This window comes from Pseudomonas macauensis (genome assembly GCF_047902425.1).
Taxonomy (GTDB): domain Bacteria; phylum Pseudomonadota; class Gammaproteobacteria; order Pseudomonadales; family Pseudomonadaceae; genus Pseudomonas.
The window spans coordinates 5,902,674-5,927,444 of record NZ_CP138377.1 but is presented as its reverse complement, the minus strand read 5'-3'; the positions used below and the strand labels follow the sequence as shown (position 1 = coordinate 5,927,444).

21 protein-coding genes and 1 pseudogene are annotated in these 24,771 nt (G+C 65.8%); 15 read left to right on the top strand and 7 right to left on the bottom strand.

Translation table 11 applies throughout. The features are described from left to right. Nucleotides 1-60: 60 nt before the first annotated feature. Both yegQ and zwf read right to left on the bottom strand, forming a co-directional pair. The gene (yegQ, locus tag SD196_RS27050) at nt 61-1,464 is read right to left on the bottom strand and encodes a tRNA 5-hydroxyuridine modification protein YegQ (protein WP_416310876.1); all 1,404 of its coding nucleotides are present in this window, start codon (nt 1,462-1,464) and stop codon (nt 61-63) included. 208 nt (nt 1,465-1,672) lie between these two features. Then, nucleotides 1,673-3,145 carry a glucose-6-phosphate dehydrogenase gene (gene zwf, locus SD196_RS27045; protein ID WP_331314957.1) on the bottom strand — a complete coding sequence of 491 codons (1,473 nt, stop codon included), beginning with the start codon at nt 3,143-3,145 and terminating at the stop codon, nt 1,673-1,675. Between the two features lie 90 nt (nt 3,146-3,235). Here zwf and hexR point away from each other — a divergent pair, with 90 nt between their 5' ends. Both hexR and SD196_RS27035 read left to right on the top strand, forming a co-directional pair. After that, on the top strand, nt 3,236-4,120 hold the full coding sequence (gene hexR / locus SD196_RS27040; RefSeq protein WP_152227592.1) for a transcriptional regulator HexR: 885 nt from the start codon (nt 3,236-3,238) through the stop codon (nt 4,118-4,120). Between the two features lie 245 nt (nt 4,121-4,365). Continuing rightward, the gene (locus SD196_RS27035) at nt 4,366-4,581 is read left to right on the top strand and encodes a PA3496 family putative envelope integrity protein (RefSeq protein ID WP_275609344.1); all 216 of its coding nucleotides are present in this window, start codon (nt 4,366-4,368) and stop codon (nt 4,579-4,581) included. Here the strand turns inward: SD196_RS27035 and SD196_RS27030 are convergent. Further along, entirely contained in the window at nt 4,535-5,470 is a 936-nt protein-coding gene (locus SD196_RS27030; RefSeq protein ID WP_275612038.1) for a LysR family transcriptional regulator, read from the bottom strand. The genes SD196_RS27035 and SD196_RS27030 overlap by 47 nt on opposite strands. 227 nt (nt 5,471-5,697) lie before the next feature. On the opposite strand from SD196_RS27030, the gene SD196_RS27025 reads away from it, so the two are divergent. The 3 genes from SD196_RS27025 (at nt 5,698) to SD196_RS27015 (ending at nt 9,736) form a co-directional block, all read left to right on the top strand. Continuing rightward, a complete protein-coding gene (locus SD196_RS27025) occupies nt 5,698-7,113 on the top strand; it encodes an acetyl-CoA carboxylase biotin carboxylase subunit (RefSeq protein ID WP_275609343.1) in 1,416 nt (471 codons plus the stop codon). Nucleotides 7,114-7,124: 11 nt separating this feature from the next. Further along, a complete protein-coding gene (oadA, locus tag SD196_RS27020) occupies nt 7,125-8,939 on the top strand; it encodes a sodium-extruding oxaloacetate decarboxylase subunit alpha (RefSeq protein WP_331314951.1) in 1,815 nt (604 codons plus the stop codon). A gap of 209 nt (nt 8,940-9,148) precedes the next feature. Continuing rightward, nucleotides 9,149-9,736, top strand: a complete 588-nt coding sequence (locus SD196_RS27015; protein ID WP_275609341.1) for a c-type cytochrome — start codon at nt 9,149-9,151, stop codon at nt 9,734-9,736. 43 nt (nt 9,737-9,779) lie between these two features. Here the strand turns inward: SD196_RS27015 and SD196_RS27010 are convergent, their stop codons facing one another. Continuing rightward, nucleotides 9,780-9,983, bottom strand: coding sequence for a hypothetical protein (locus SD196_RS27010; RefSeq protein ID WP_416310875.1), 204 nt, complete (start codon nt 9,981-9,983; stop codon nt 9,780-9,782). Nucleotides 9,984-10,213: 230 nt separating this feature from the next. On the opposite strand from SD196_RS27010, the gene SD196_RS27005 reads away from it, so the two are divergent. Beyond that, entirely contained in the window at nt 10,214-10,555 is a 342-nt protein-coding gene (locus SD196_RS27005) for a zinc ribbon domain-containing protein YjdM (RefSeq protein WP_207884978.1), read from the top strand. 124 nt (nt 10,556-10,679) lie between these two features. On the opposite strand, the gene SD196_RS27000 is transcribed toward SD196_RS27005, so the two are convergent. The 3 genes from SD196_RS27000 to SD196_RS26990 all read right to left on the bottom strand — a co-directional run bounded on the left by SD196_RS27000 (nt 10,680) and on the right by SD196_RS26990 (nt 13,868). Further along, nucleotides 10,680-11,519 (bottom strand): acyl-CoA thioesterase, encoded by an 840-nt coding sequence (locus SD196_RS27000; protein ID WP_275609339.1) that lies wholly within the window; start codon nt 11,517-11,519, stop codon nt 10,680-10,682. Nucleotides 11,520-11,597: 78 nt separating this feature from the next. Continuing rightward, on the bottom strand, nt 11,598-12,626 hold the full coding sequence (locus SD196_RS26995; protein WP_275609338.1) for a DUF5924 family protein: 1,029 nt from the start codon (nt 12,624-12,626) through the stop codon (nt 11,598-11,600). A gap of 333 nt (nt 12,627-12,959) precedes the next feature. Then, complete coding sequence (locus tag SD196_RS26990; RefSeq protein WP_275609337.1) at nt 12,960-13,868, bottom strand: LysR substrate-binding domain-containing protein; 909 nt, start codon at nt 13,866-13,868, stop codon at nt 12,960-12,962. A gap of 190 nt (nt 13,869-14,058) precedes the next feature. On the opposite strand from SD196_RS26990, the gene SD196_RS26985 reads away from it, so the two are divergent. The 9 genes and pseudogenes from SD196_RS26985 to SD196_RS26945 all read left to right on the top strand — a co-directional run bounded on the left by SD196_RS26985 (nt 14,059) and on the right by SD196_RS26945 (nt 24,557). After that, entirely contained in the window at nt 14,059-14,859 is an 801-nt protein-coding gene (locus SD196_RS26985) for a carbon-nitrogen hydrolase family protein (protein WP_343575678.1), read from the top strand. 183 nt (nt 14,860-15,042) lie between these two features. Beyond that, entirely contained in the window at nt 15,043-16,533 is a 1,491-nt protein-coding gene (locus SD196_RS26980) for an aldehyde dehydrogenase (RefSeq protein ID WP_370600321.1), read from the top strand. 74 nt (nt 16,534-16,607) lie between these two features. Beyond that, nucleotides 16,608-16,675 (top strand): annotated as a pseudogene (locus tag SD196_RS26975) (hypothetical protein); the annotation flags it as partial. 49 nt (nt 16,676-16,724) lie between these two features. Further along, nucleotides 16,725-18,107 carry an aspartate aminotransferase family protein gene (locus tag SD196_RS26970; protein ID WP_416310874.1) on the top strand — a complete coding sequence of 461 codons (1,383 nt, stop codon included), beginning with the start codon at nt 16,725-16,727 and terminating at the stop codon, nt 18,105-18,107. Between the two features lie 218 nt (nt 18,108-18,325). Beyond that, the gene (locus tag SD196_RS26965; RefSeq protein WP_343575671.1) at nt 18,326-19,378 is read left to right on the top strand and encodes an ABC transporter substrate-binding protein; all 1,053 of its coding nucleotides are present in this window, start codon (nt 18,326-18,328) and stop codon (nt 19,376-19,378) included. A gap of 69 nt (nt 19,379-19,447) precedes the next feature. Further along, nucleotides 19,448-20,839, top strand: a complete 1,392-nt coding sequence (locus SD196_RS26960; protein WP_275609332.1) for a purine-cytosine permease family protein — start codon at nt 19,448-19,450, stop codon at nt 20,837-20,839. Next, nucleotides 20,836-21,948: a class II histone deacetylase gene (locus SD196_RS26955; RefSeq protein WP_416310873.1), complete on the top strand. Its 1,113-nt coding sequence runs from the start codon at nt 20,836-20,838 to the stop codon at nt 21,946-21,948. The genes SD196_RS26960 and SD196_RS26955 overlap by 4 nt, the downstream gene beginning before the upstream one ends. A gap of 444 nt (nt 21,949-22,392) precedes the next feature. After that, entirely contained in the window at nt 22,393-23,970 is a 1,578-nt protein-coding gene (locus SD196_RS26950; protein WP_331314930.1) for a fatty acid--CoA ligase, read from the top strand. A gap of 194 nt (nt 23,971-24,164) precedes the next feature. Continuing rightward, entirely contained in the window at nt 24,165-24,557 is a 393-nt protein-coding gene (locus tag SD196_RS26945; RefSeq protein WP_343575660.1) for a lysozyme inhibitor LprI family protein, read from the top strand. Nucleotides 24,558-24,771 lie beyond the last annotated feature (214 nt).

Here is a 24,771-nt window from a genome sequence, read left to right as displayed (position 1 = left end):
CTGATGATCAGGGTGCATCGGCGTACCACCGCGAACGGTTGTACGCCCTACGCCTGGGCATCAGTTCCCGCCGCACCCGCATTTGCCGCAATCATTCCCGCAGCTGCCGGCCGCAGCCGGCTCCCGCGCATCCCGCGTGGTGCCGCCGTTCAGGTTGCGCATCAGCAGGGCGTATTGCAGGTCCAGCTCTTCGGGGACCGGGACATAGACGATGTGGCCGTCGCCGGGCGCTACGCCGATGGACTCGCCTCGGTTGTTCTCCAGCGCCTGCAAACGCAGCGTGCGGTTGCCGGCCGGGGTCATCAGCTCGACGCTGTCGCCCACCTCGAAGCGGTTCTTCACCCGCACCTCGGCCAGGCCGTTGCGGCGCTCGCCGGTGAACTCGCCGACGAACTGCTGGCGCTCGGACAGCGAGTGGCCGTACTGGTAGTTCTGGTACTCGTCATGCACATGGCGGCGCAGGAAGCCTTCGGTGTAGCCGCGATGGGCGAGGGATTCGAGGGTGTCCATCAGGCCGAGGTCGAAGGCACGGCCGGCGACGGCGTCGTCGATGGCCTTGCGGTACGCCTGGGCGGTGCGCGCGACGTAGTAGTGGGACTTGGTGCGGCCCTCGATCTTCAGCGAATGCACGCCCATCTGCGCCAAACGCTGCACGTGCTGGATGGCGCGCAGGTCCTTGGAATTCATGATGTAGGTGCCGTGCTCGTCCTCGAAGGCCTCCATCAGCTCGCCGGGGCGGTTGCCTTCTTCGAGCAGGAAGATGTCCTTGGTCGGCGCGCCGATTCCCAGGGTCGGTTCGACATTGCGCACCGCGTGGCCCAGTTCGTCCTCGTGGGCGGCGTGGGTCTGGTATTCCCAGCGGCAGGCGTTGGTGCAGGTGCCCTGGTTGGGGTCGCGGCGGTTGATGTAGCCCGACAGCAGGCAGCGCCCGGAGTAGGCCATGCACAGTGCGCCGTGGACGAAGACTTCCAGCTCCATGCCGGGGACCCGTTCGCGGATTTCGCCGATTTCCTCCAGCGACAGCTCGCGGGACAGGATCACCCGCTTGAGTCCCTGCTGCCGCCAGAACTCCACGCTGGCCCAGTTCACCGCGTTGGCCTGTACCGAGAGGTGGATATCAATCTCGGGGAAATGCTGGCGAACCAGCATGATCAGGCCGGGATCGGACATGATCAGCGCATCCGGGCCGATGGCGATCACCGATTCGACATCCTGCAGGAAGGTCTTCAGCTTGGCGTTGTGCGGGGCGATGTTCACCACCACGTAGAGGCGTTTGCCCAGGGCGTGGGCCTCGTTGATGCCGGTGGCGAGGTTGGCGTGGTCGAACTCGTTGTTGCGCACCCGCAGGCTGTAGCGCGGCTGGCCGGCGTAGACGGCGTCGGCGCCGTAGGCGAAGGCGTGGCGCAGGCTCTTCAGTGAGCCGGCGGGGCAGAGCAGTTCGGGGGAAAACGGGGTGTGGGACATGGTGGCGGAGCGGGTCGTGGGAAAAAGGCCGCCACTCTAGGCAATCCGCGGGTTGTACGTGCTGAGCGAGGTCAACGCCAAGGCGTTTTTCGTAGGAGCGAGCTTGCTCGCGAACCGACCAGCGTCGGAGCTGCCGGTAGGTTCTGTTCGCGAGCAAGAACTAGGCGTCCCCCTCGCTCCTACAGGTCATGCATGAGGATGCGGCACATCACTCCAGCCACTTGCGCCCTTGCAGCTCCAGCAACGCCTGCGCCTGCTCCGGCCCGTTGCTGCCGGCGGGGTAGGGGCGCGGGCTCTGGTAGTGCTCCTGCCAGCCCTTGATGATCGGGTCGACCCAGCTCCAGGCCGCTTCCACCTCGTCGCGGCGCATGAACAGGGTCGAGTCGCCTTCGATCACGTCCAGCAGCAGGCGCTCGTAGGCGTCCCAGCGGCGCTTGTTGCGGCTGAAGGCCTCGGCCAGGTTGAGGTCCAGCTCCACCGGCTCCAGCTGCATGCCCTTGCCCGGCGCCTTGGCCATCAGCTGCACGCTGATGCGCTCTTCGGGCTGCAACCTTATCCACAGGCGGTTGGCGGTGCTGGCGGCGCCGATCAGCCCGTTGGGCGCCGGCTTGAACTGGATGACGATCTCCGAGCACTTCTTCGCCATGCGCTTGCCGGTGCGCAGGTAAAACGGCACGCCGGACCAGCGCCAGTTGTCGATCTCGGCCTGTACGGCGACAAAGGTCTCCGTATCGCTGTCGTTGTCGACATTTTTCTCGAACCAGTAGGCCGGCACCTCCTGCCCGCCGATGTGTCCGGTGGTGTATTGGCCGCGTACGGTCTTGTCCTGCACGTCCTGCCCGGAAATCGGCTTGAGCGCCTGGAGAATCTTCACCTTCTCGTTGCGCACCGCCTCGGCGTCGAAGCGCACCGGCGCTTCCATGGTCACCAGGCAGAGCAGCTGCAGCAGGTGGTTCTGCACCATGTCGCGCATGGCGCCGGCGTGGTCGTAGTAAGCGCCGCGGTTCTCCACGCCCAGGGTCTCGTTGACGGTGATCTGCACGTGGTCGATGTGCCCGTTGCGCCACACCGGTTCGAACAGGGTGTTGGCGAAGCGTAGGGCCATCAGGTTCTGCACCGTTTCCTTGCCCAGGTAGTGGTCGATGCGGAACACCCGGGATTCGTCGAACACCTCGCCGATCGCCTGGTTGATCGCCAGCGCCGAGTCCAGCGAATGGCCCAGCGGCTTCTCCAGCACGATGCGCGCCAGGGGCCCCGCCAGGCCGGCGACCTTGAGGTTCTGCGCGATGGGCGCGAACAGGCTCGGCGCGGTGGCCAGGTAATGCACCAGCACGCGGCCTTCGCTGCGTTTGAGCGCCTTGGCTAGACGGCCGAAGTCGGCGCTCTGGGAGGCGTCCATCGCCAGGTATTCCAGGCGCTGGGCGAAACTGCGCCAGGCCTCGGCGGAGAAGTCGTTGCGCGCCACCTGGGCGCGGCAATTGCGTTCGGCCAGGGCGAGGTAGGACATCGTGTCGCGGTTGCTGCGGGCGAGGGCGAAAATCCGCGTGTCGGCCGGCAGGCGGTTTTCCCGGTGCAGGTGATAGAGCGCCGGCAGTAGCTTGTGCAGGGCCAGGTCGCCGCTACCGCCGAACACCAGGATGTCGCAGGAGCTGGGGAGACTAGGGCTGGCGGGCGTATTCAAGACTTATTCCCTGGGCGTGGCGAGTCGATTTGTAGTATAACTACAACAAGACTACAGAATTCTCAGACAATCATCACCGAGCCTACCCCTGTGAACCTTTTGCAGCACATTGCCCAGTCGCGTCATCTGCTCCGCAAATCGGAGCTCAAGGTTGCCGATCACGTGATGCAGGATCCTGCATCGGTCATGCACAGCTCCATGGCGGACCTCGCCCACGGCGTTGGCGTCAGCGAACCGACCATCGTGCGCTTCTGCCGCGCCATCGGCTGCAGCGGTTTCCAGGATCTCAAGCTCAAGCTGGCGCAGAGCCTGGCCGCCGGCGCCAGCTTCGGTCAGTTCTCGATCAACGAGACCGACTCGGTGGCGGACTTCAGCCTGAAGATCTTCGACACCACCCTGCACTCGCTGATGGAAGTGCGCGAGCACCTCGACACCCACGCCCTGGAGCGCGCCATCGCGGCCATCGCCCATGCCCAGCGCGTGGAGTTCTACGGCTTCGGCGCCTCCGGTGCGGTGGCGGCGGACGCCCAGCACAAGTTCTTCCGCCTGCTGCTCTCGGCGGCGGCCTATTCCGACCCGCACATGCAGGCCATGTCGGCGGTGACCCTGAAGCCCTCGGACGTGGCGATCTGCATCTCCCAGTCCGGCCGCTCCAAGGACCTGCTGGTGACCGCCAACCTGGTGCGCGAGGCCGGCGCCACGCTGATCACCCTGTGCCCCAGCCAGACCCCGCTGGCGGACCTGGCCACGGTGAACCTGGCGGTGGATGTACACGAAGACACCGACATCTACACCCCGCTGACCTCGCGTATCGCCCACCTGGTGGTGATCGACGTGCTGGCGATGGGCGTGGCCATGGCCCGCGGCCCGGACCTGGTCAACCACTTGAAGAGCGTGAAACGCAGCCTGCGCAGCCTGCGCCTGTCGCCGAAAGTGGTGAAGAGCCACGAGGAGCGCCCGGAAGAGGCGTCCTAAGCGCTTTGGTGTAGGAGCGAGGGGGACGCCTAGTTCTTGCTCGCGAACGGATTCAACCGGCGACTCGGTGGCTGGGCGGTTCGCGAGCAAGCTCGCTCCTACGAAGAGCAAAGGCGCCTCGGGTTATCCGAGGCGCGATGCCGACCGCTCGTCGCGGTCACCGACGCTTCACCACCGCGTCGTCAAACGGTCATCCGTCGTCAGCATGCTGGCGTCTCCAGCCCTTCGGCCTTGGGAGATGCGAGATGCCCCGCCATATCGACGACACCCAGCTCCAACTGGACGCCAAGACCCGCCGCAAGCTTGAAGACCAGCGGCGCATGCAGTTCCGCCGCGCCATCGAGGACCGCATGGAGGCGCAACGCCTCGCTGTGGAAACCTCCGATTACCCCGATCTGATCGCCGTCGCCTACCTCACTTCTGCACGGGCGGGCCGGCGAAACGTTCAGCCAGCTGGCTGATCAGTGCCCGCTCTTCACGGATGAAGGCGACGAACGCCTGGGCCACCGGGCTCAGGCGCTTGCCGCGGGCGTGCACCAGACACCAGCTGCGGTAGAGCGGCAGCTCTTCCACGGGCAGCTCGCGCAAGAGGCCCGAGTGCAGTTCGCGGCTGACCGCATGGCGCGGCAGCAGCGCCAGGCCCAGGCCCGCCAGCACCCCTTCACGTGAGCCTTCGAGCGATGCGAATTCCAGCGTCTGCGGGAAGTGCGCGCGCTTCTGCTGGAAGTGTTCCTCGCAGGCCTTGCGCGTGCCCGAACCGGGCTCGCGGACCAGCAGCGGATAGGGCTCCAGGTCCTTGAGCGACAGCTTGGCGGCATTGCACAGCGGGTGATCCGGTGGCGCCACCGCGATGATCGGGTTGTTCAGGAAGGGCAGGAATTCCAGGGCCATGTCCTGGGGCACCAGCGACATGATCACCAGGTCGTCGCGGTTGTCCGACAGGCGCTTGATCGCCTGGGCGCGGTTGACCACCGTGAGGTTCAGGCTGACATCCGGGTGCTGCGCGTGGAAGGCGGCGAACAGGTGCGGGGTGATGTACTTGGCGCTGGATTCCACCGCCAGGCGCAACTGGCCCTGCAGCGAGCCCTTGAGGTCGGAGAGGTTCATGTCCAGCACTTCCAGGCGCTGGAAGATGTCGTTGGTCGCGCGCAGCAGGGCGTCGGCGGCGTCGGTCTGGTAGAGCTTCTTGCCGATGTATTCGAACAGCGGCTGGCCGACCAGTTCTTCCAGCTGGCGGATCTGCAGGCTGACCGCCGGTTGGGTCAGCGCCATTTCCTCCGCCGCGCGGCTGTAGGAACGGCTTTCGCACACTGCGCGAAAAACCTGCAGTTGGCGAAGGGTCATACGCATCAATGACTTACGCATAGAACTCGGCCTGATCACGACATTTTCGAATGACTATAAATCATTCTTTATGGCTACCCCAATAATTATTGATTTTGGTTAATCCTCCCTCCCGCGCTAGGGTAAATCCACGCCGGAACCCGCTCCGGCCAACATATCCAGCTGCCGGTTGCGGAGCTGCCGATTGGTTTTTACGCCGGGGTCCACAAGGCCCGGGCCGAGGGAAAGCCGCAGTGATCAAGAAAATCCTGATCGCCAACCGTGGGGAGATCGCTGTCCGGATCGTGCGTGCCTGCGCCGAGATGGGCATCCGTTCGGTGGCTGTCTATGCCGACGCCGACCGTCACGCCCTGCACGTCAAGCGTGCCGACGAAGCGCACAGCATCGGTACCGATCCACTCGCCGGTTATCTCAACCCGCGCGCCCTGGTGAACCTGGCGGTGGAAACCGGCTGCGACGCTCTGCACCCGGGCTACGGTTTCCTCTCCGAGAACGCGGAGCTGGCGGAAATCTGCGCCGAGCGCGGCATCAAGTTCATCGGCCCGTCGGCGGAAGTGATCCGCCGCATGGGCGACAAGACCGAAGCGCGCCGCAGCATGATCGCCGCCGGCGTGCCCTGCACCCCCGGCACCGAAGGCAACGTCGCCGACCTCGCCGAAGCCGTCTCCGAAGCCGAGCGCATCGGCTACCCGGTGATGCTCAAGGCCACCTCCGGCGGTGGCGGTCGCGGCATCCGTCGCTGCAACAGCCGCGAGGAGCTGGAGCAGAACTTCCCCCGTGTGATCTCCGAGGCCACCAAGGCCTTCGGCAGCGCGGAAGTCTTCCTCGAGAAGTGCATCGTCAACCCGAAGCACATCGAAGCCCAGGTGCTGGCCGACTCCTTCGGCAATACCGTGCACCTGTTCGAGCGCGACTGCTCGATCCAGCGCCGCAACCAGAAGCTCATCGAGATCGCCCCCAGCCCGCAGCTCACCCCCGAGCAGCGCGCCTACATCGGCGACCTGTCGGTGCGCGCGGCCAAGGCCGTGGGTTACGAGAACGCCGGCACCGTGGAGTTCCTGCTCGCCGATGGCGAGGTGTACTTCATGGAGATGAACACCCGCGTGCAGGTGGAACACACCATCACCGAGGAAATCACCGGCATCGACATCGTCCGCGAGCAGATCCGCATCGCCTCGGGCCTGCCGCTCTCGGTCAAGCAGGAAGACATCATCCACCGCGGCTTCGCGCTGCAGTTCCGCATCAACGCGGAAGACCCGAAGAACAACTTCCTGCCGTCCTTCGGCAAGATCACCCGCTACTACGCGCCCGGCGGCCCCGGCGTGCGCACCGACACGGCGATCTACACCGGCTACACCATCCCGCCGTACTACGACTCGATGTGCCTGAAGCTGGTGGTCTGGGCGCTGACCTGGGAAGAGGCGCTGGACCGTGGCCTGCGTGCGCTGGACGACATGCGCGTGCAGGGCGTGAAGACCACCGCGGCCTACTACCAGGAAATCCTCAAGAACCCGGAATTCCGCAGCGCGCAGTTCAACACCAGCTTCGTCGAGAGCCACCCGGAACTGACCGAGTACTCCATCAAACGCACCCCGTCGCACCTGGCCATCGCCATCGCCACCGCCATTGCCGCCCACGCTGGCCTGTGAGGATCTCGTACATGACCGTTTCCAAGAAAGTCACCGTCACCGATACCATCCTGCGCGACGCCCACCAGTCGCTGCTGGCGACCCGGATGCGCACCGAGGACATGCTGCCGATCTGCGACAAGCTCGACCAGGTCGGCTACTGGTCGCTGGAAGTCTGGGGCGGCGCCACCTTCGACGCCTGCGTGCGCTTCCTCAAGGAAGACCCGTGGGAGCGCCTGCGCAAGCTCAAGGCCGCGCTGCCCAACACCCGTCTGCAGATGCTCCTGCGCGGTCAGAACCTGCTCGGCTACCGCCACTACAGCGACGACGTGGTCCGCGCTTTCGTCGCCAAGGCGGCGGTCAACGGCATCGACGTGTTCCGCATCTTCGACGCAATGAACGACGTGCGTAACCTGCGTACTTCCATCGAAGCGGTGAAGGCCGCCGGCAAGCACGCCCAGGGCACCATTGCCTACACCACCAGCCCGGTGCACACCATCGAGGCCTTCGTGGCCCAGGGTCGCGCCATGGCGGACATGGGCGTGGACTCCATCGCCATCAAGGACATGGCCGGCCTGCTGACTCCCTACGCCACCGGCGAACTGGTCAAGGCGCTGAAAGACGCGCTGCCGCTGGACGTGGTGGTGCACTCCCATGACACCGCCGGCGTGGCCAGCATGTGCCAGCTGAAGGCTGTGGAAAACGGCGCCGATCGTATCGACACCGCCATCTCCAGCATGGCCTGGGGCACCAGCCACCCGGGTACCGAATCCATGGTCGCCGCTCTGCGCGACACTCCGTTCGATACCGGCCTGGACCTGGAGCTGATCCAGGAAATCGGCATGTACTTCCACGCCGTGCGCAAGAAGTACCACCAGTTCGAGAGCGAGTTCACCGGCGTGGATACCCGCGTGCAGGTCAACCAGGTTCCGGGCGGGATGATTTCCAACCTGGCCAACCAGCTCAAGGAACAGGGCGCGCTGAACCGCATGCCGGAAGTGCTCGCGGAAATCCCGCGCGTTCGCGAAGACCTGGGCTTCCCGCCCCTGGTCACCCCGACCTCGCAGATCGTCGGCACCCAGGCGTTCTTCAACGTGCTGGCCGGCGAGCGCTACAAGACCATCACCAACGAGGTGAAACTGTACCTGCAGGGCCGCTACGGCAAGGCGCCGGGCAAGATCGACGAAGCGCTGCGCCGCCAGGCCATCGGCAATGAGGAAGTGATCGACGTGCGTCCGGCCGACCTGATCAAGCCGGAACTGAACAAGCTGCGCGAGGAAATCGGCAGCCTGGCCCAGTCCGAAGAGGACGTGCTGACCTTCGCCATGTTCCCGGACATCGGCCGCAAGTTCCTCGAGGAGCGCGCCGCCGGCACCCTGAAGCCCGAAGAGCTGCTGCCAATCCCCAACGGCAAGGGCGTTGCCCCGGCCGGTGGTGAAGGCGTACCGACCGAGTTCGTGGTCGACGTGCACGGCGAGAGCTACCGCGTGGACATCACCGGCGTCGGCGTGAAGACCGACGGCAAGCGCCACTTCTACCTGTCGGTGGATGGCATGCCGGAAGAGGTGGTGTTCGAGCCGCTCAACGAGTTCATCGGCGGCGGCGGCAACAAGCGCAAGCAGGCCAGCGAACCGGGCCACGTCACCACCACCATGCCGGGCAACATCGTTGACGTGCTGGTGAAGGAAGGCGACAGCGTCAAGGCTGGCCAGGCGGTGCTGATCACCGAAGCAATGAAGATGGAAACCGAGGTGCAGGCGGGCATCGCCGGCACCGTGAAGGCCATTCACGTGGCCAAGGGCGACCGGGTCAACCCCGGTGAGATCCTGGTAGAAATTGAAGGCTGACCAAGGACAGACGGGTCTTTAAGGTTCAGTCCCCGGGGGAGCACGATGCTCCCCTTTTTTTTGTCCGCAGGATTTGCGTGCCGGCTTGATCTGCGTCGGAAACTTCCTTCAGAAAGCCTCTATGTTCCACGCTGGGAAAATCGAGCATGGGTGCGGCGATGGGGAGAGTCGTTCTGTTGTGGGTGCTGCTGTGCGCGAGTGCCCAGGCAATGGGTCAGTCATCGGAGATGATGGATCGGCTCGCCGCCCTGGAGAAGGACCCCGCCGCGCGGGAGCGTTCCTACGCCGCGGCGCAGGAGCGCATCCTGCTGTGCAGCAAGTGCCACGGCGAGGACGGCAACAGCAAGCGTGACTACATTCCCAACCTTGCCGGACAGAATCCGCAGTACCTGTTCGACGCCTTCGAAAAGTACGTCACCCGCCAGCGTACCGACTTCGTGATGAACCAGGCCGCGAAGCTGCTGACCCTGGAGGAGCGGGTGAACATCGCCTTCTACTTCAGCCAGCAGAAGGTCCATCCCAGACCCGCCACCGAGCCGGTGGACAACGCACTGGCAGCGCAGGGCGCGCAGCGCTTCGGCACTGTCTGCGCCGCCTGCCACGGTGCCGCCGCACTGGGGCACGACGGCATTCCACGCATTGCCGGCCAGCCCGGCCCCTACCTGAGTCATGCCCTGCAGCGCTACCGCGACAAGGATCCCAGCCGGGCGGATTCGCCCATGCTCGGGGTGGCGGTTTCGCTCAGCGATGGCGATATCGCGGCGCTGAGCGCTTATCTCAGTCAACTGCAGCCCTGACGGAGGACCGGCGGCGCCAGGCGAGGCGCGCGCCGGTTCGGCATTACTGCTGTTGCTGCTCAGCGGGCTGCTCGGTGGTGGGCTGCTCGGTGGCTTGTGGTGCTTGCGTCGGTGCGGCGGCAGGCTCAGCCGGAGCCGGAGCCGCCGGCTGAGCGGCGGGCGCGCTGGCTTGCGGAGCCGGTTCGGGTTTCTTGTCGCAGGCGGCGAGGACGGCGCAGGTGGCGAGAAGGATGCAGAGTCGTTTCATGGCGTGTTCTCTCTTGAACGGTTGGCGGAAAATCGGCCGGAAGACCGAGGCCGGCAAGCTTTGCCGCGTGTTGCGGAAGATGGAATGTCGTGGGCTCCGAGACTTGTTGGGAGTTTTCCGAAACGCTCTTGTGAGAACGGAAAAAGGCCTGTCCGACGGCAGTACCGACAGGAAGGGCTTAAACCTTATATACTCTGCGGTCTTTCAACCGTTCCAATGTGAGAATCGCCGTGAGCACCTTGCCTGCCTGCCCGAAATGCAACTCCGAATACACCTATGAAGACGGCGATCTGCTGATCTGCCCGGAGTGCGCCCACGAGTGGTCCGCCAATGGCGCGGCCGAAGCGGACGGCGATGCTCGCGTGATCAAGGATTCCGTTGGCAACCTGCTGCAGGACGGCGACACCGTCACCGTGATCAAGGACCTGAAGGTCAAGGGCTCGTCCCTGGTGGTGAAGGTCGGCACCAAGGTGAAGAACATCCGCCTGGTGGACGGTGACCACGACATCGACTGCAAGATCGACGGCATCGGCGCGATGAAGCTGAAGTCGGAGTTCGTGAAGAAGGTCTGAGCCTTCTCGCCCCCAACAAAAAGCCCGGCCATGCGTCGGGCTTTTTGCATCTTGTGGGAGCGAGCTTGCTCGCGAACCGGCCCCACTGCGGACCTGGTTCGCGAGCAAGCTCGCTCCTACAGGTTCATTCCTTGTAGTAAACGATCTGGTTGCTGGTCGCCAGTAGTTCGCCCGACTCGCTCCACAGCTCCGCCGCCTGGTCGAAGAAACCATTGCGGAAGGCCTGTCCACGGGCGTCGCCGAGCAGGTAGCCGGTGCCGACTTCCGCCAGTTGCGCGTGGTCGGTATGGAAGTAGGTGGTGATCGACACGGTGCCTGCCGGTACCGGGGTGGCGCGGCGCAGCCAGACGCGCGGGTAGAAGATGTCGCTCATCGCCGCCAGCGACAGGAAGTCCAGCGGGCGGGGCTGGGCGTCGCGCAGCCAGAACTGGCTGCGGCTGTGCTCGCCGCTGCCGTCCCAGCGGGTCGGGATGCTGCCGCTGGCGGCGCGCATTTCGTACTGCTGCGGCCAGGCCACGCTCTTGCCCGCAAGGGACATCCGCTCCAGTTCGCCGGGCGGGGTCACCTGTGGCATGTGCAGGTCGCTCTGGCTCCAGGTCTCGCGGCGCAGGGCGGTGACCAGGGTGGCGGTGGTGGTGACCTGCTGCTCGCCGCTTTCATCGGCCTGCAGCAGTTGCAGCAGCCAGTGCTGGGTGGAGCGGTTGGTGCGGACCGGCGTGGCCTGGACCTGGAACGCCCCGGCCACCACGGCGCTGGCGTAGTTCACCGTCAGCGAGAGCGGGCTGCCGAGCAGCTGCGGATGGCGCAACGCGCCCTGCAGGAGAATGGCCGCGGTAATGCCGCCGAAGGGGCCGACCATGTTCCAGTAGTCCGGGCTGGTGTGGCCGTCGTAGAGGTCGGGCTGGCCTTCCACGGGTTGCAGGGCGACGGCGCGGTCGAATGGGTGCAGGGCAGTATCGGTCATGACTCTCTCGGCGCTTTTTGTTCTCGGAAGAGGGTCTTGTAGGGGAAAGCGCCGCCCTGGGTCAAGGATACCGGCGGGTCAGGGCGTGACCTCGAAGCGCAGCGTACCGATGACCTGGCCGGCTTCCGTCAGCACCTGCACCTGCCAGTTGCCCACCGGGTCGGTCGGGAAGTTCTGCTTGTGCGTCCAGGCGCGGTAGCCGGCCTCGCGGCCGCCCTTGATGTCCAGGGCGATGCGGTCGACTTCCTGGCCGTTCAGGCGCCAGGCGTGGTAGATGCGCTCATTCAGCCCCCGCGGGGCGGTGATCGCGGTGTAGGCGTAGAGGCCCTGGGCTTTGATCTGCGCGACGCTGACGGTATCCAGGCTGTCGCCGGGGGTGCGCTGGGCGTTGTCGAAGCTTTCGGTCACCGCCATCTCGGTCATCCACAGGGTCGAGGGCGGCACCCAGGCGCGGGCGAACCAGCCCACCGCACCAATCGACAGGGTCAGGCCGACGAGGGCGAGCCAGCGCCACCATTTGTGGATCTTCACCGTCACCGCCAGGCTCGGGAAGGACAGCAGCACTGCGATGCCCAGGGCCGCCTGGTAGCTCTGCGGCGTGCTCAGGTGGAGGATGATCGGCAGGGCGGTGAGCAGCACCGCGAACAGCGTCAGGGTGTGGTAGCCGAGGAAGGTCCAGCGCCGCACCGAGAGGAACTTGTAGTAGATCGGGTCGGTGATCGCCATCAGCCCGGCCAGCGTCAGCGCGCCGGTGAACAGGGCCTGGCCGCTGTTCCAGGTGGTGGTGATGAAGAAGAACGGCAGGCAGAAGAACAGGCTTTCCTGGTGAATCAGCTGAGTCGCGTAGCGCAGCAGCCCCGGCGGTACCTCCCAGCCGAAGCGGCGCTTGAAGCGGTCGGTGAGCAGGTTCTCCAGCATCAGCCAGACCCAGCTCACCAGCATGACGATGGCCATTACCCGGGCGAAGCCGGCGCGGTGGCGGTCCACCATGATGAAGCTGAACACCCCGGAACAGAAACCGAACAGGGCGACCAGGTGCGGGTAGCGCTGCAGCAGGCCGAGGACGAGGGTGATCAGGCGCTGCACGCGCTCTTTCCAGATGAGCATGGGGCGGTGAGGCGAAGAAAAGCTGAAAAGGGGGCGGGATTGTAACCCCCTGGGGACGATTGGGGGCAGCGGGGATGACGGGAGGGGTTTTCCTGCGCCTGTGATTGCACCGGTGGTTGCATTGTGGCCAGACGGCTCTTCGTAGGAGCGAGCTTGCTCGCGAATCGCACGGCACGGTACCGGGCCGGAAAATCGCGGGCATGGTCCGCTCCTGTGGGGGACGTTTGGACGGCTTTTGCGGGAGCGAGGGGCGCCCAGTCCTTGCTTGCGAACAGCCCTGCAGTTGGGCGGGTTCGCGAGCAAGCTCGCTCCTACGAAAAGTGAAAAGCAGCCTCAGTGCTTGCCGCTCAACTCTTCCCGCGCGTAGTCGACGAACAGCTGCGCCGGCTTGGTCAGCTGGGCGCGCTTGAGCCAGGCGGCGACCAGGCCGGAGGCGCTGACGTCCTCGGCGATGTTCACCATCACCACCTTCTTGCCGTCGTAGGTGCACTCCGAGTGCGGGCGGGTGACCAGCACCGAGAAACCGAAGCCCTGGCCGACCATGCCGCGCACCATCTCGATCGACGGCGAGCTGAAGGCGATGTGCGGGTTCAGTCCCAGTTCCTCGAAGATGCTCACGAAATAGGTACGACTTGGCTGCACATCGAGCAGGATCATCGGCTCCAGGGCCAGGTCGCGCAGGGACACCTTGTCCTGCTGGGCGAAGCGATGGTCCTCCGGCAGCAGCGCATAGGGCCGCTGGGCCGGCATCAGCGGGTCGGTGGCGATGGTGCCGTCCAGGTCGTGGTCGTAGAGCAGCGCGAGGTCGAAGCGGCCGGCGGTGAGGCCCTGCACCAGTTCCTGCTGTTCGCCGTCGCTGATGCGGATTTCCACCCCCGGATAGCGCTCGCGGAAGCCTGCGATCAGGCGCGGCAGGTAAAGCGGGGCGACGGTCTCGAAGCAGCCGATGTCGATCTGCCCGGCCACCACGTCGTTGTCGGCCAGGGCGTTCTGCTCGAACTCGTGGGCCATGCGCAGCAGTTCCTGCGCCTTGCGGTAGAAGCGCGCGCCGCTGGGGGTGAGCGACACACCCTGGGCATGGTGGCGGATGAACAGCTGCACGCCGAAGCTCTCCTCCAGGCCCTTGATCGCCGTGGAGATGGACGGCTGCGCGATGTACAGCTTGCGCGAGGCCTCGGCCACGCTGCCGCATTCCACGGTGGTCACGAAATACTTCAATTGCCGCAAGGTATAGGAAGCCACTGCACGCCTCGTTGATGCTTTTTTATACAAGATACCGTGTTGCGCCTGCCCGCGGGGGCGGCCCGTGGCGAAGATTTTCCTCGCCGCCGACCACATTTTTCATGGCCTTGACCGTCTGCTGCGTCCCGCCGGGCACGGGCATACTCCGGCGACCGCGCAATTCCCCTACACGCAGCTCGGAGTAAAGCTCATGCGCATCGCCTTGTGGCAGACCTGCGGACTTCCCGGCGACATCGCCGGCAATCTCGAACAGCTGGAGCGCCAGGCCGATGCCGCCGCGGCTGCCGGCGCGCAGCTGCTGCTGTGCCCGGAGCTGTGGCTGGGCGGCTACAACGTCCCGCAGCGCATGGCCGAGCTGGCCGAGGCGGCGGACGGACCGTCGGCGCGCTGCATCGGTGAGCTGGTGGCGCGGCGTCTGGGAATCGCCATCGCCTACGGCTACGCCGAACGCCATCCCCAGGGCGGCAAGCCGTACAACGCGGTGCAGGTGATCGGCCCGAGCGGCGAGCCCATCGCCCATTACCGCAAGACGCACCTGTTCGGCGCCATGGAAGCGGAGCTGTTCAGCGCCGGCGATCGCCTGCCGCAGCCCTTCGAATACGCCGGCTGGCGCATCGGGCTGCTCAATGGCGTCGACCTGGAATACCCCGAGGCGGTGCGTACCCATGCCCTGAACGGCGCCGGGCTGGTGCTCATCCCCACCGCGCTGACCCCCGAATACGGCGTGGTATCGAGCGTGATCGCTCCGGCGCGGGCGCTGGAGAACCAGCTGTTCGTCGCCTGCTGCAGTCGTTGCGGGGTGGAGGAGGGGCTGCAGTTTCTCGGCGGTTCCTGCGTCGCCGCGCCCGATGGCGAACGGCTGGCGGCGGCGGGTACGGGCGAAAGCCTGCTGCTGGTCGACCTGGATCCGAACCAGCGCGCCCGCCTGAGCGAGACTTTCCCCTATCTGCCTGGTCGCCGCCCGGAGATGTACAGCGCGCTCACCCGTTGACGAAGTGGCCCGAAGCGGTGCGCGTCGGCCCACCGCGAACCGACGTGGTGCGTGCTGCCCAGCTTTTTCATATACCCCGAAGACAAATTTAATAATTTTCCTATGCCGGGGCTTGGGCGACCATCGATTGCACATCCAGAACAAACAAAGTCGCCTCGACGCGACTGAAGCAGGAGTGCCTTGGTGTACGAGCTCAACGACTGGCAGCAGCGCGCTGCCCGGCAGACCTTCATCGACAGCGCCCTGATCGGCGGCCGCCGCGTGGCCGCTCGTGACGGCGCCACCTTCGCTTCCATCGACCCGGCGACTAACCGTCTGCTGGCGAATGTCGCTGCCTGCGGCGAGGCCGAAGTCGACGCCGCCGTGCGCATCGCCCGCCAGGCCTTCGAAGAAGGCCCCTGGGCGCGCATGGCGCCGCGGGAGCGCAAGGTCGTGCTGCTCAAGCTCGCCGAACTGATGATGGCGCACCGCGACGAACTGGCCCTGCTCGACACCCTGAACATGGGCAAGCCGGTGATGGACGCCTGGAACATCGACGTGCCCGGCGCTGCCGGCGTGTTCTCCTGGTACGCCGAAAGCCTCGACAAACTCTACGACCAGGTCGCGCCGACTGCGCAGAACGCCCTGGCCACCATCACCCGCACCCCGCTGGGCGTGATCGGCGCCGTGGTGCCGTGGAACTTCCCCCTCGACATGGCCGCCTGGAAGCTGGCGCCGGCCCTGGCCGCCGGCAACTCCGTGGTGCTCAAGCCCGCCGAGCAGTCGCCGTTCTCGGCCCTGCGCCTGGCCGAGCTGGCGCTGGAAGCCGGCCTGCCCGAAGGCGTGCTGAACGTCGTGCCGGGCCTGGGCGAGACCGCCGGCAAGGCCCTCGGCCTGCACCCGGACGTCGACGCCCTGGTGTTCACCGGCTCGACCCAGGTTGGCAAGTACTTCATGCAGTATTCCGCCCAGTCCAACCTCAAGCAGGTCTGGCTGGAGTGCGGCGGCAAGAGCCCGAACCTGGTGTTCGCCGACTGCCGCGACCTCGATCTCGCTGCCGAGAAGGCCGCCTTCGGCATCTTCTTCAACCAGGGCGAAGTCTGCTCGGCCAACTCGCGCCTGCTGGTGGAGCGTTCGATCCACGACGAATTCGTCGAGCGCCTGATCGCCAAGGCCCGCGACTGGGCGCCGGGCGACCCGCTGAACCCGGCCAGCCGTGCCGGCGCCATCGTCGACGGCAAGCAGACCGCCGGCATCCTGCGCTGCATCGACCAGGCCGCCAGCGACGGCGCCACGCTCGCCTGCGGTGGCCGCCAGCTGAGCTTCAACGGTTCGAACAACTTCATCGAGCCGACCATCTTCACCGGTGTGCGCCCGGAGCAGAGCCTGGCCCGCGACGAAGTGTTCGGCCCGGTGCTGGCGGTGATCCCGTTCGACAGCGAAGACGACGCCGTGCGCATGGCCAACGACAGCATCTACGGCCTGGCCGCCTCCCTGTGGAGCGACGACCTGCACCGTGCCCACCGGGTGGCCCGCCGCCTGAACGCCGGCACCGTGTCGGTGAACACCGTGGACGCCCTGGATCCGGCGATTCCGTTCGGCGGTGGCAAGCAGTCCGGCTTCGGCCGCGACCTGTCGCTGCATTCGTTCGACAAATACACCCAGCTCAAGACCACCTGGTTCCAGCTGCGCTGAAGTCCCGCAGGACCCGACTCGCACCTCGGTGCGGGTTGCGGTCCGCAGGATCAGGCAAGAGATGCTCTGAAACCATTTTCGTACCCGAACCGCTCGAGACGGCCGGTGAGACTGCCCAGGTAAGTCCGTCGCCCTCGATCCCTGCAAACCCCGATGGCCAGGCGTACGCCTCGGGAACTTGGAGAATGTCGATGACCGACCAGATCAGACCGCAACGTGATACCCGCGATTACCAGAAAGCGGATGCGGCTCACCATATCCATGCCTTCCTCGACCAGAAGGCGCTGAACGCCGAAGGCCCGCGCGTGATGGTGCGTGGCGAAGGCCTGCACCTGTGGGACAACGATGGCAACCGCTACCTGGACGGCATGTCCGGCCTGTGGTGCACCAACCTGGGCTATGGCCGCAAGGACCTGACCGCCGCCGCCACCGCCCAGCTGGACGAGCTGCCGTACTACAACATGTTCTTCCACACCACCCACCCGGCGGTGATCGAACTCTCCGAGACCCTCTTCAGCCTGCTGCCCGACCACTACAGTCACGCGATCTACACCAACTCCGGCTCCGAGGCCAACGAGGTGCTGATCCGTACCGTACGCCGTTACTGGCAGGTCGTCGGCAAGCCGCAGAAGAAGATCATGATCGGCCGCTGGAACGGCTACCACGGCTCCACCCTGGCGGCCACCGCGCTGGGCGGCATGAAGTTCATGCACGAGATGGGCGGCCTGATCCCGGACATCGCCCACATCGACGAGCCCTACTGGTTCGCCGCTGGCGGTGACCTGACCCCGGCCGAGTTCGGCCGTCGCTGCGCACTGCAGCTGGAAGAGAAGATCCTCGAACTGGGCGCGGAAAACGTCGCCGGCTTCATCGCCGAGCCGTTCCAGGGTGCCGGCGGCATGATCTTCCCGCCGGAAAGCTACTGGCCGGAAATCCAGCGCATCTGCCGTCAGTACGACGTGCTGCTGTGCGCCGACGAAGTGATCGGTGGCTTCGGCCGCACTGGCGAGTGGTTCGCCCACCAGCACTTCGGCTTCCAGCCTGACACCCTGTCCATCGCCAAGGGCCTGACCAGCGGCTACATCCCCATGGGCGGCCTGGTGCTGAGCAAGCGCATCGCCCAGACCCTGGTGGAAGAGGGCGGCGTGTTCGCCCACGGCCTGACCTACTCCGGTCACCCGGTGGCGGCGGCAGTGGCCGTGGCCAACCTGCGCGCGCTGCGTGACGAGGGCTGGGTCAACCAGGTGAAGAACGACACCGGTCCGTACCTGCAGCAGTGCCTGCGCGAAGTCTTCGGCAACCACCCGCTGGTGGGCGACATCCAGGGCGCCGGCTTCGTCGCCGCGCTGCAGTTCGTCCAGGACAAGGCCACCCGCAAGCGTTACGAGAACGAGAACGACATCGCCTGGCGCTGCCGCACCATCGGCTTCGAGGAGGGCGTGATCATCCGCTCCACCCTCGGCCGCATGATCATGGCGCCGGCGCTGGTCGCCGGCCGTGCCGAGATCGACGAGCTGGTCGAGAAGACCCGCCGCGCGGTCGACCGCACAGCCCAGGAAATCGGCGTGCTGTAACGGCACACGATGGTGTAGGAGCGAGCTTGCTCGCGAACCGCTTCGCTGCGGATTCGCAAAGAGCGTTCGCGAGCAAGCTCGCTCCTACAAAAAAGCTATTCCAACAACAACGCCGCGAGCGCGAAGACGCCCGCGCGATGGAACCCCTTAAGGCCGGCCTTCTGGTCGGCTACTGCCCAGCAACACAACAACGCCAACCGGCTGTGGGAGTTCGTTCCATGTATCCGTCCTTGCTCAAGCACGCAACCCTGTCCTGCGCCCTGCTCGCCACCGCCATTGCCGGCGGTGCCCAGGCGCAATCGCAAAGCCTGACCGTGATCTCCTTTGGCGGCGCCACCAAGGCGGCCCAGGAGCAGGCCTATTTCAAACCCTTCGAAGCCAGCGGCGCCGGGAAGATCGTCGCGGGTGAATACAACGGCGAAATGGCCAAGGTGAAAGCCATGGTGGACGTCGGCAAGGTCACATGGGACGTGGTTGAAGTGGAAAGCCCGGAGCTGCTGCGCGGCTGCGAAGAAGGCCTGTTCGAGCGTATCGATCCGGCGGCCATCGGCAACGAATCGCAGTTCGTACCCGGCACCCTGAGCGAGTGCGGCGTGGCCACCTACGTCTGGTCGATGGTGATGGCCTACAACAGCAACAAGGTCGCCAAGGCGCCGCAGACCTGGGCGGACTTCTGGAACACCACCGAATATCCGGGCAAGCGCGGCCTGCGCAAGGGCGCCAAGTACACCCTGGAAATCGCCCTGCTGGCCGACGGCGTGAAGCCCGAAGACCTCTACAAGGTGCTCGGCACCAAAGAGGGCGTCGACCGCGCCTTCGCCAAGCTCGACCAGCTCAAGTCCAACATCCAGTGGTGGGAAGCCGGCGCGCAACCACCGCAGTGGCTGACCGCCGGTGACGTGGTGATGAGCGCCGCCTACAACGGCCGTATCGCCGCCGCCCAGAAAGAGGGTGTGAAGCTCGGCATCGTCTGGCCGGGCAGCCTGTACGACCCGGAATACTGGGCCGTGGTGAAGGGCACGCCGAACAAGGCGCTGGCCGAGAAGTTCATCGCCTTCGCCAGCCAGCCGCAGACCCAGAAGGTCTTCTCCGACAACATCCCCTACGGCCCGGTCAACAAGGGCACCCTGGACCTGCTGCCGGCGAACGTGCGCGACGCCCTGCCCACCGCGCCGGCCAACCTGGAAGGCGCCCGCGCCGTCGACTCCGCCTTCTGGGTCGACCACGGCGAGGAGCTGGAACAGCGCTTCAACGCCTGGGCGGCGCACTGATCCCATCCTGACTCGTGCCCGGCGTCCGCGCCGGGCACCTGCCTTGCATTACCCCGCGTGAGACCTCCAATGACAACGACGCAAAATTCGTCGGCGACCCTGGAGCTGAGCACCATTCAGCCCATTGCCGCCCATGAACGTCACGGCCGTGCCCGTGATCTTTTCACCATCTGGTTCGGCAGCAACATCATGCTGCTCACCGTGGTCACCGGTGCGCTGGCCGTCACCGTGTTCAAGCTGCCGTTCTTCAGCGCCGTGCTGGCGCTGGTGCTCGGCCACCTGCTGGGCGGTATCTTCATGGCCCTGCACTCGGCCCAGGGGCCGCAGCTGGGCGTGCCGCAGATGGTGCAGACCCGTGGCCAGTTCGGCTCCTTCGGATCCTTGCTGGTGGTGGCTCTGGTGGTGATCATGTACCTGGGCTTCTTCGCCTCCAACCTGGTGCTCGGCGGCCAGACCCTGAGTGCGCGCTTCCCGGCGATCAGCACCAACCAAGGCATCCTGGCAGTGGGCGCCCTGAGCGTCATCGCCACCATCTTCGGCTACCGCCTGATCCACGGTTACACCCGGCTGATGTGCTGGCTGTCCGGCGCGGTGCTGCTGGTCTGCTTCATCTGGCTGCTGTTCGTCCACGGCCTGCCGGCGGACCTGCTTGAGCGCAACGAGACCACCATCCCCGGCTTCCTCGGCGCCCTGTCCATCGCCGCGCTCTGGCAGTTGGCCTATGCGCCCTACGTTTCCGACTACTCGCGCTACATGCCGCAGGGCACCGGTTCGCGCACGGCCTTCTGGTCCAGCTACTGGGGCTGCTGCCTCGGCTCGATCCTGCCGATGCTGCTGGGCGTGCTGGTGGGCCTGGCGGTCGGCGAAGGCGACGTGATCGCCGGGCTGATCGAAATGACCGGCGGCTTCAGCGCCGTGATGGTCGCGGTGTTCTCCTTCGGCATCGCCGCCACCAACTCGATGAACCTGTACTGCGGCACGCTCTCGACCATCACCGTCGGCCAGACCCTGATCCCGGCCTGGAGTGCCAAGGCCGGCTGGCGCGCGGTGATCGCCCTGGTGCTGTTCGGCGGTTCGCTGGCCATCGCCCTGCTGGGCCAGGACAACTTCATGGCCAACTACACCAACTTCATTCTGCTGCTGCTCTACGTGCTGGTGCCCTGGAGCGCGATCAACCTGGTCGACTACTACCTGGTGGCCCACGGCGAGTACGACGTGCTGTCGTTCTTCCGTCGCGACGGCGGCATCTATGGCACCTTCAACTGGACCGCGGTGAACTGCTACATCTTCGGCATCCTGGTGCAGATTCCCTTCATGTCCACCGCGCTCTATACCGGTCCCGCGGCCCAGGCCATGAATGGTGCGGACATCTCCTGGGTGGTCGGCCTGGCCGTGGTTTCGCCGGTCTACTGGCTGTTCAGCCGCAAGCGCCAACAGAGCCTGAAGGTGGCCCGCGCATGAGCCGTCGTACTGGATTCTTCTTCGACGAACGCTGCTTCTGGCACGCCACCGGGTTGCATACCCTGATCCTCCCCGTCGGAGGCTGGCTGCAGCCGCCGGTGGGTGGTGGCCACGCCGAATCGCCCGAGAGCAAACGCCGGCTGAAGAGCCTGATGGACGTCTCAGGCCTGAGTAATCAGCTCAAGCTTTCCAGCGCGCCACTGGCCAGCGAGGAAGACCTGCTGCGGGTGCACCCGGCGAGCTACCTGGAACGCTTCAAGGCTTACAGCGAAGTCGGCCATGGCGACATGGGCGAGGAAACCATGGTCAGCCATGGCACCTACGACATCGCCCGGCAATCCGCCGGCCTGACCATCGCCGCGGTGGACGCGGTGCTGCGCGGTGAGCTGGACAACGCCTACGCGCTGTCCCGTCCGCCGGGTCATCACTGCCTGCCCGATCGCGGCATGGGTTTCTGCTACCTGGCGAACATCGCCGTGGCGGTGGAGACGGCCAAGGCGCGCCACGGCATCAATCGCGTGGCGGTGCTGGACTGGGACGTGCACCACGGCAACGGCACCGAGGCGATCTTCTACGGCCGTGACGACGTGCTGACCCTGTCGATCCATCAGGCCGACTGCTATCCCACCGGCACTGGCGCGGTGGGCGATATCGGCGAGGGCGCGGGCAAGGGTTACAACCTCAACGTGCCGCTCTATCCGGGCAGTGGCGATGACGCCTACCGCGTGGCCATGGAAACCATCATCGTGCCGGCGCTGGAACGCTTCCAGCCGGAGCTGATCGTGGTCGCCAGCGGCTTCGACGCCAACGGCGTGGACCCGCTGGCGCGCATGCTCGCCCACAGCGAGACCTTCCGCTTCATGACCGCCGCCGTGCGCGACGCTGCCGAGCGCCTGTGCGATGGCCGCCTGGTGGTGGTGCACGAAGGCGGTTACGCCGAAGCCTACGTGCCGTTCTGCGGTCATGCGGTGATCGAGGAAATGGTTGGCGTGCGTACCGAAGTGGTCGATCCCTTCCTGCCGATGCTCGAAGGCCAGCAGCCGGACGCGGATTTCCGCGCCTTCCAGCGCCAGGCGCTGGAGCGGATGGCGGCGAAGCTGCTGGGCTGAGGCCACCACTCGCGGCGGCACTGGGCGGGTCGAACCTGATGGTCGATCCGCCCATCACTACTCTGCTTTTCCCCTCTCGCTGCTGCCTCTTGCAGCGCCCTCATCTGCCTGCGCGGACGCCCAGGTCCAGGGCGAAGTCAACGCCCAAATCGACTCGGCACTGACGCCTACTCGGGTGGCGGACGTATTTCTCACGCAGTACGAATAGTTCCTTCGAACGTCGCTGGCATGGCGGGCGTGGCACAGAATGTCCGGGTCTCGTTCGCACCGAAGGGCCTGCCCGTGGATTTCCGCTTCAGCGAGGAACAGCACCTGTCCTCGCGCTATCTGCCAGCAGGTCCGGTGCGCGCCAGTCCGCGTTCGGCGCCGCTCTGAGGACGCCTTTCAACACCCCTCAACATCGTTACCCATCCTCTACAAAAATCAGAACAGGAGGCTAGGTTCATGGACACGGAATACCTCGCGACACTGCCCAGCGCTATTCGCCACTTTGCCCGCGAGCGGGCTGGGGCCATTGCGTATGCCTTCGAAGGCCGCGAAACCACGTTTGCCGATTTCGATCGCCATACCGACCGCGTGGCCCAGGCCCTGCTGGCCGACGGTGTGAAGGCTGGCGACCGTATCGCCTATATCGGCAAGAACAGCGACCACTATTTCGAGCTGTTCTTTGGCGCGGCCAAGATGGGCGCCGTCATTACACCGGTGAGCTGGCGGCTGGCGGGACCCGAGATCCAGTACATCGTTTCGCATTGCGATGCGACGCTGGTTTTCGTCGGTGCTGAGTCATCGGCGTTGGTACGCAACCTGCTGCCCGAGTTGCCGCTGGTTCGTCGCGCGGTGGCGATGGAGGGCGGGGAACCCGGCTGGCCGGCTTACACCCACTGGCGCGACGCCTGCCCGAGCACCCCGCCGGCACACGAGGCGAAGCCTGCGGACGTAGTGCTGCAGCTCTACACGTCGGGCACGACAGGCCGTCCCAAGGGCGTGATGCTGATGCATCGGAACCTGACCAGCGGAACCCGGATTTCACTAAGCGAGGGCGCGGACTGGTCGCTATGGAGCGACGACGACATCTCGCTGGTGGCCATGCCGGTCGCGCATATCGGCGGTTCGGGGTGGGGCGTGCGTGGCATTCTGTCCGGCTGCAAGGGGGTCGTGGCACGCGAGTTCGACCCGAGCAAGGTGCTCGACTACATCGAGCATGATCGAGTCAGCAAGCTGTTCATGGTGCCGGCGGCCATGCAGATCGTGCTGCGCGATCCGCGCGTGCGCCAGGTGGACTATTCGCGGCTCAAGCACATGCTGTACGGCTCATCGCCAATCCCCGCGGCGCTGCTGCGCGAGGGCATGGAGGTCTTCGGCTGCGGTTTCGTCCAGCAATATGGCATGACCGAGACCACGGGCACGATCGTGGCGCTGCCGCCGGAGGACCATACCCCCGCCGATGTTCCGCGCATGCGCGCCGCCGGCAAGGCCATGCCCGGCTGCGAGGTGGCGGTGATCGGGGCGGACGGCCGGAGGCTGCCGCCCGGAGAGGTCGGCGAAGTGGTGATCCGCTCGCCGCAGAACATGGCGGGTTACTGGAAGCAGGAGGAGGACACCGCCCGTGTCGTCGATGCCGACGGCTGGCTGCGCAGCGGCGATGCCGGCTACATGGACGCCGACGGCTATCTGTACATCCACGACCGGGTCAAGGACATGATCATCAGCGGCGGGGAGAACATCTACCCGGCCGAGGTGGAGAGCGCCATCTACGGTCATCCGGCCGTTGCCGATGTGGCCGTGATCGGGGTGCCCGACGAGCGCTGGGGCGAGGCGGTCAAGGCGATGGTGGTGCTGCGCTCCGGCGCGACAGCCGATGTCGACGGCATCCTGGCCTGGGCGCGTGAGCGAATCGCGGGCTTCAAGGTGCCCAAGAGCATCGACTTCATTGACGCCATGCCGCGCAATCCGGCTGGCAAGTTGTTGCGTCGGGCGCTGCGGGAACCGTACTGGGTGGGTCGCACCCGTCAGGTCAACTAGGCGCTGGGGATCGAGCAGCCGGGTTGAGGGTTCGGTCAGGCGGCGTATGACCGCGAGCGGTTATACACCTTCGGCGTCGTGACGGGCGCATCGGTGCAGGCGGTCATTCGCCGTTCATGGCTCGACGGTACCCCGCTGGGGAGTTCGAGCGGCTAGAGTGGGGGACTCAATCCAGTAGAACGGATCGCGTCCCCATGAAGCTCATGCTCCTGCCCCTCGGCCTGCTGGCCGCCTCCTTCGCCGCCCAGGCGGCCGACTGCGCCAATCCCATGGACCAGGCCACCTTCAATGCCTGCGCCGCCCAGGAATATTCCGCCGCCGACAAGCGCCTCAACCAGGTCTACAACGACTATCGCCAGCGTCTGGACGCCAGGCAGAAGGACGGCCTGAAGGATGCCCAGCAGGCCTGGCTGCGCTACCGCGACCTGCACTGCAAGTTCGCCGCCTCTTCGGTGGAGGGCGGTTCGGCCTACGGCATGGTGTTCGACGGCTGCCTGGCCGAAGTCACCGATGCGCGGGTGAAGGAGCTCAAGACCCTGTCCAGTTGCGAGGAAGGCGACTTCGATTGTCCTGCGCCGAAGCCGTAACAGCTGTACGGCCGGCGAATCCGGTGACGTAGGGCGTATAACGTTCGACGTTATACGCCGTTTGGCCTGCGTTTCCGCGCGCGTTGGATCGGGCCACGGAGCCGCTGCTTCAACGCACTCCGAACGGGCCATGCGGCCGAAGATGCGCCCGGTGAGTCGGCGTACAACCGCGAACGGTTGTACGCCCTACGGGGAGCCTGGGCCGCGAGTGGGC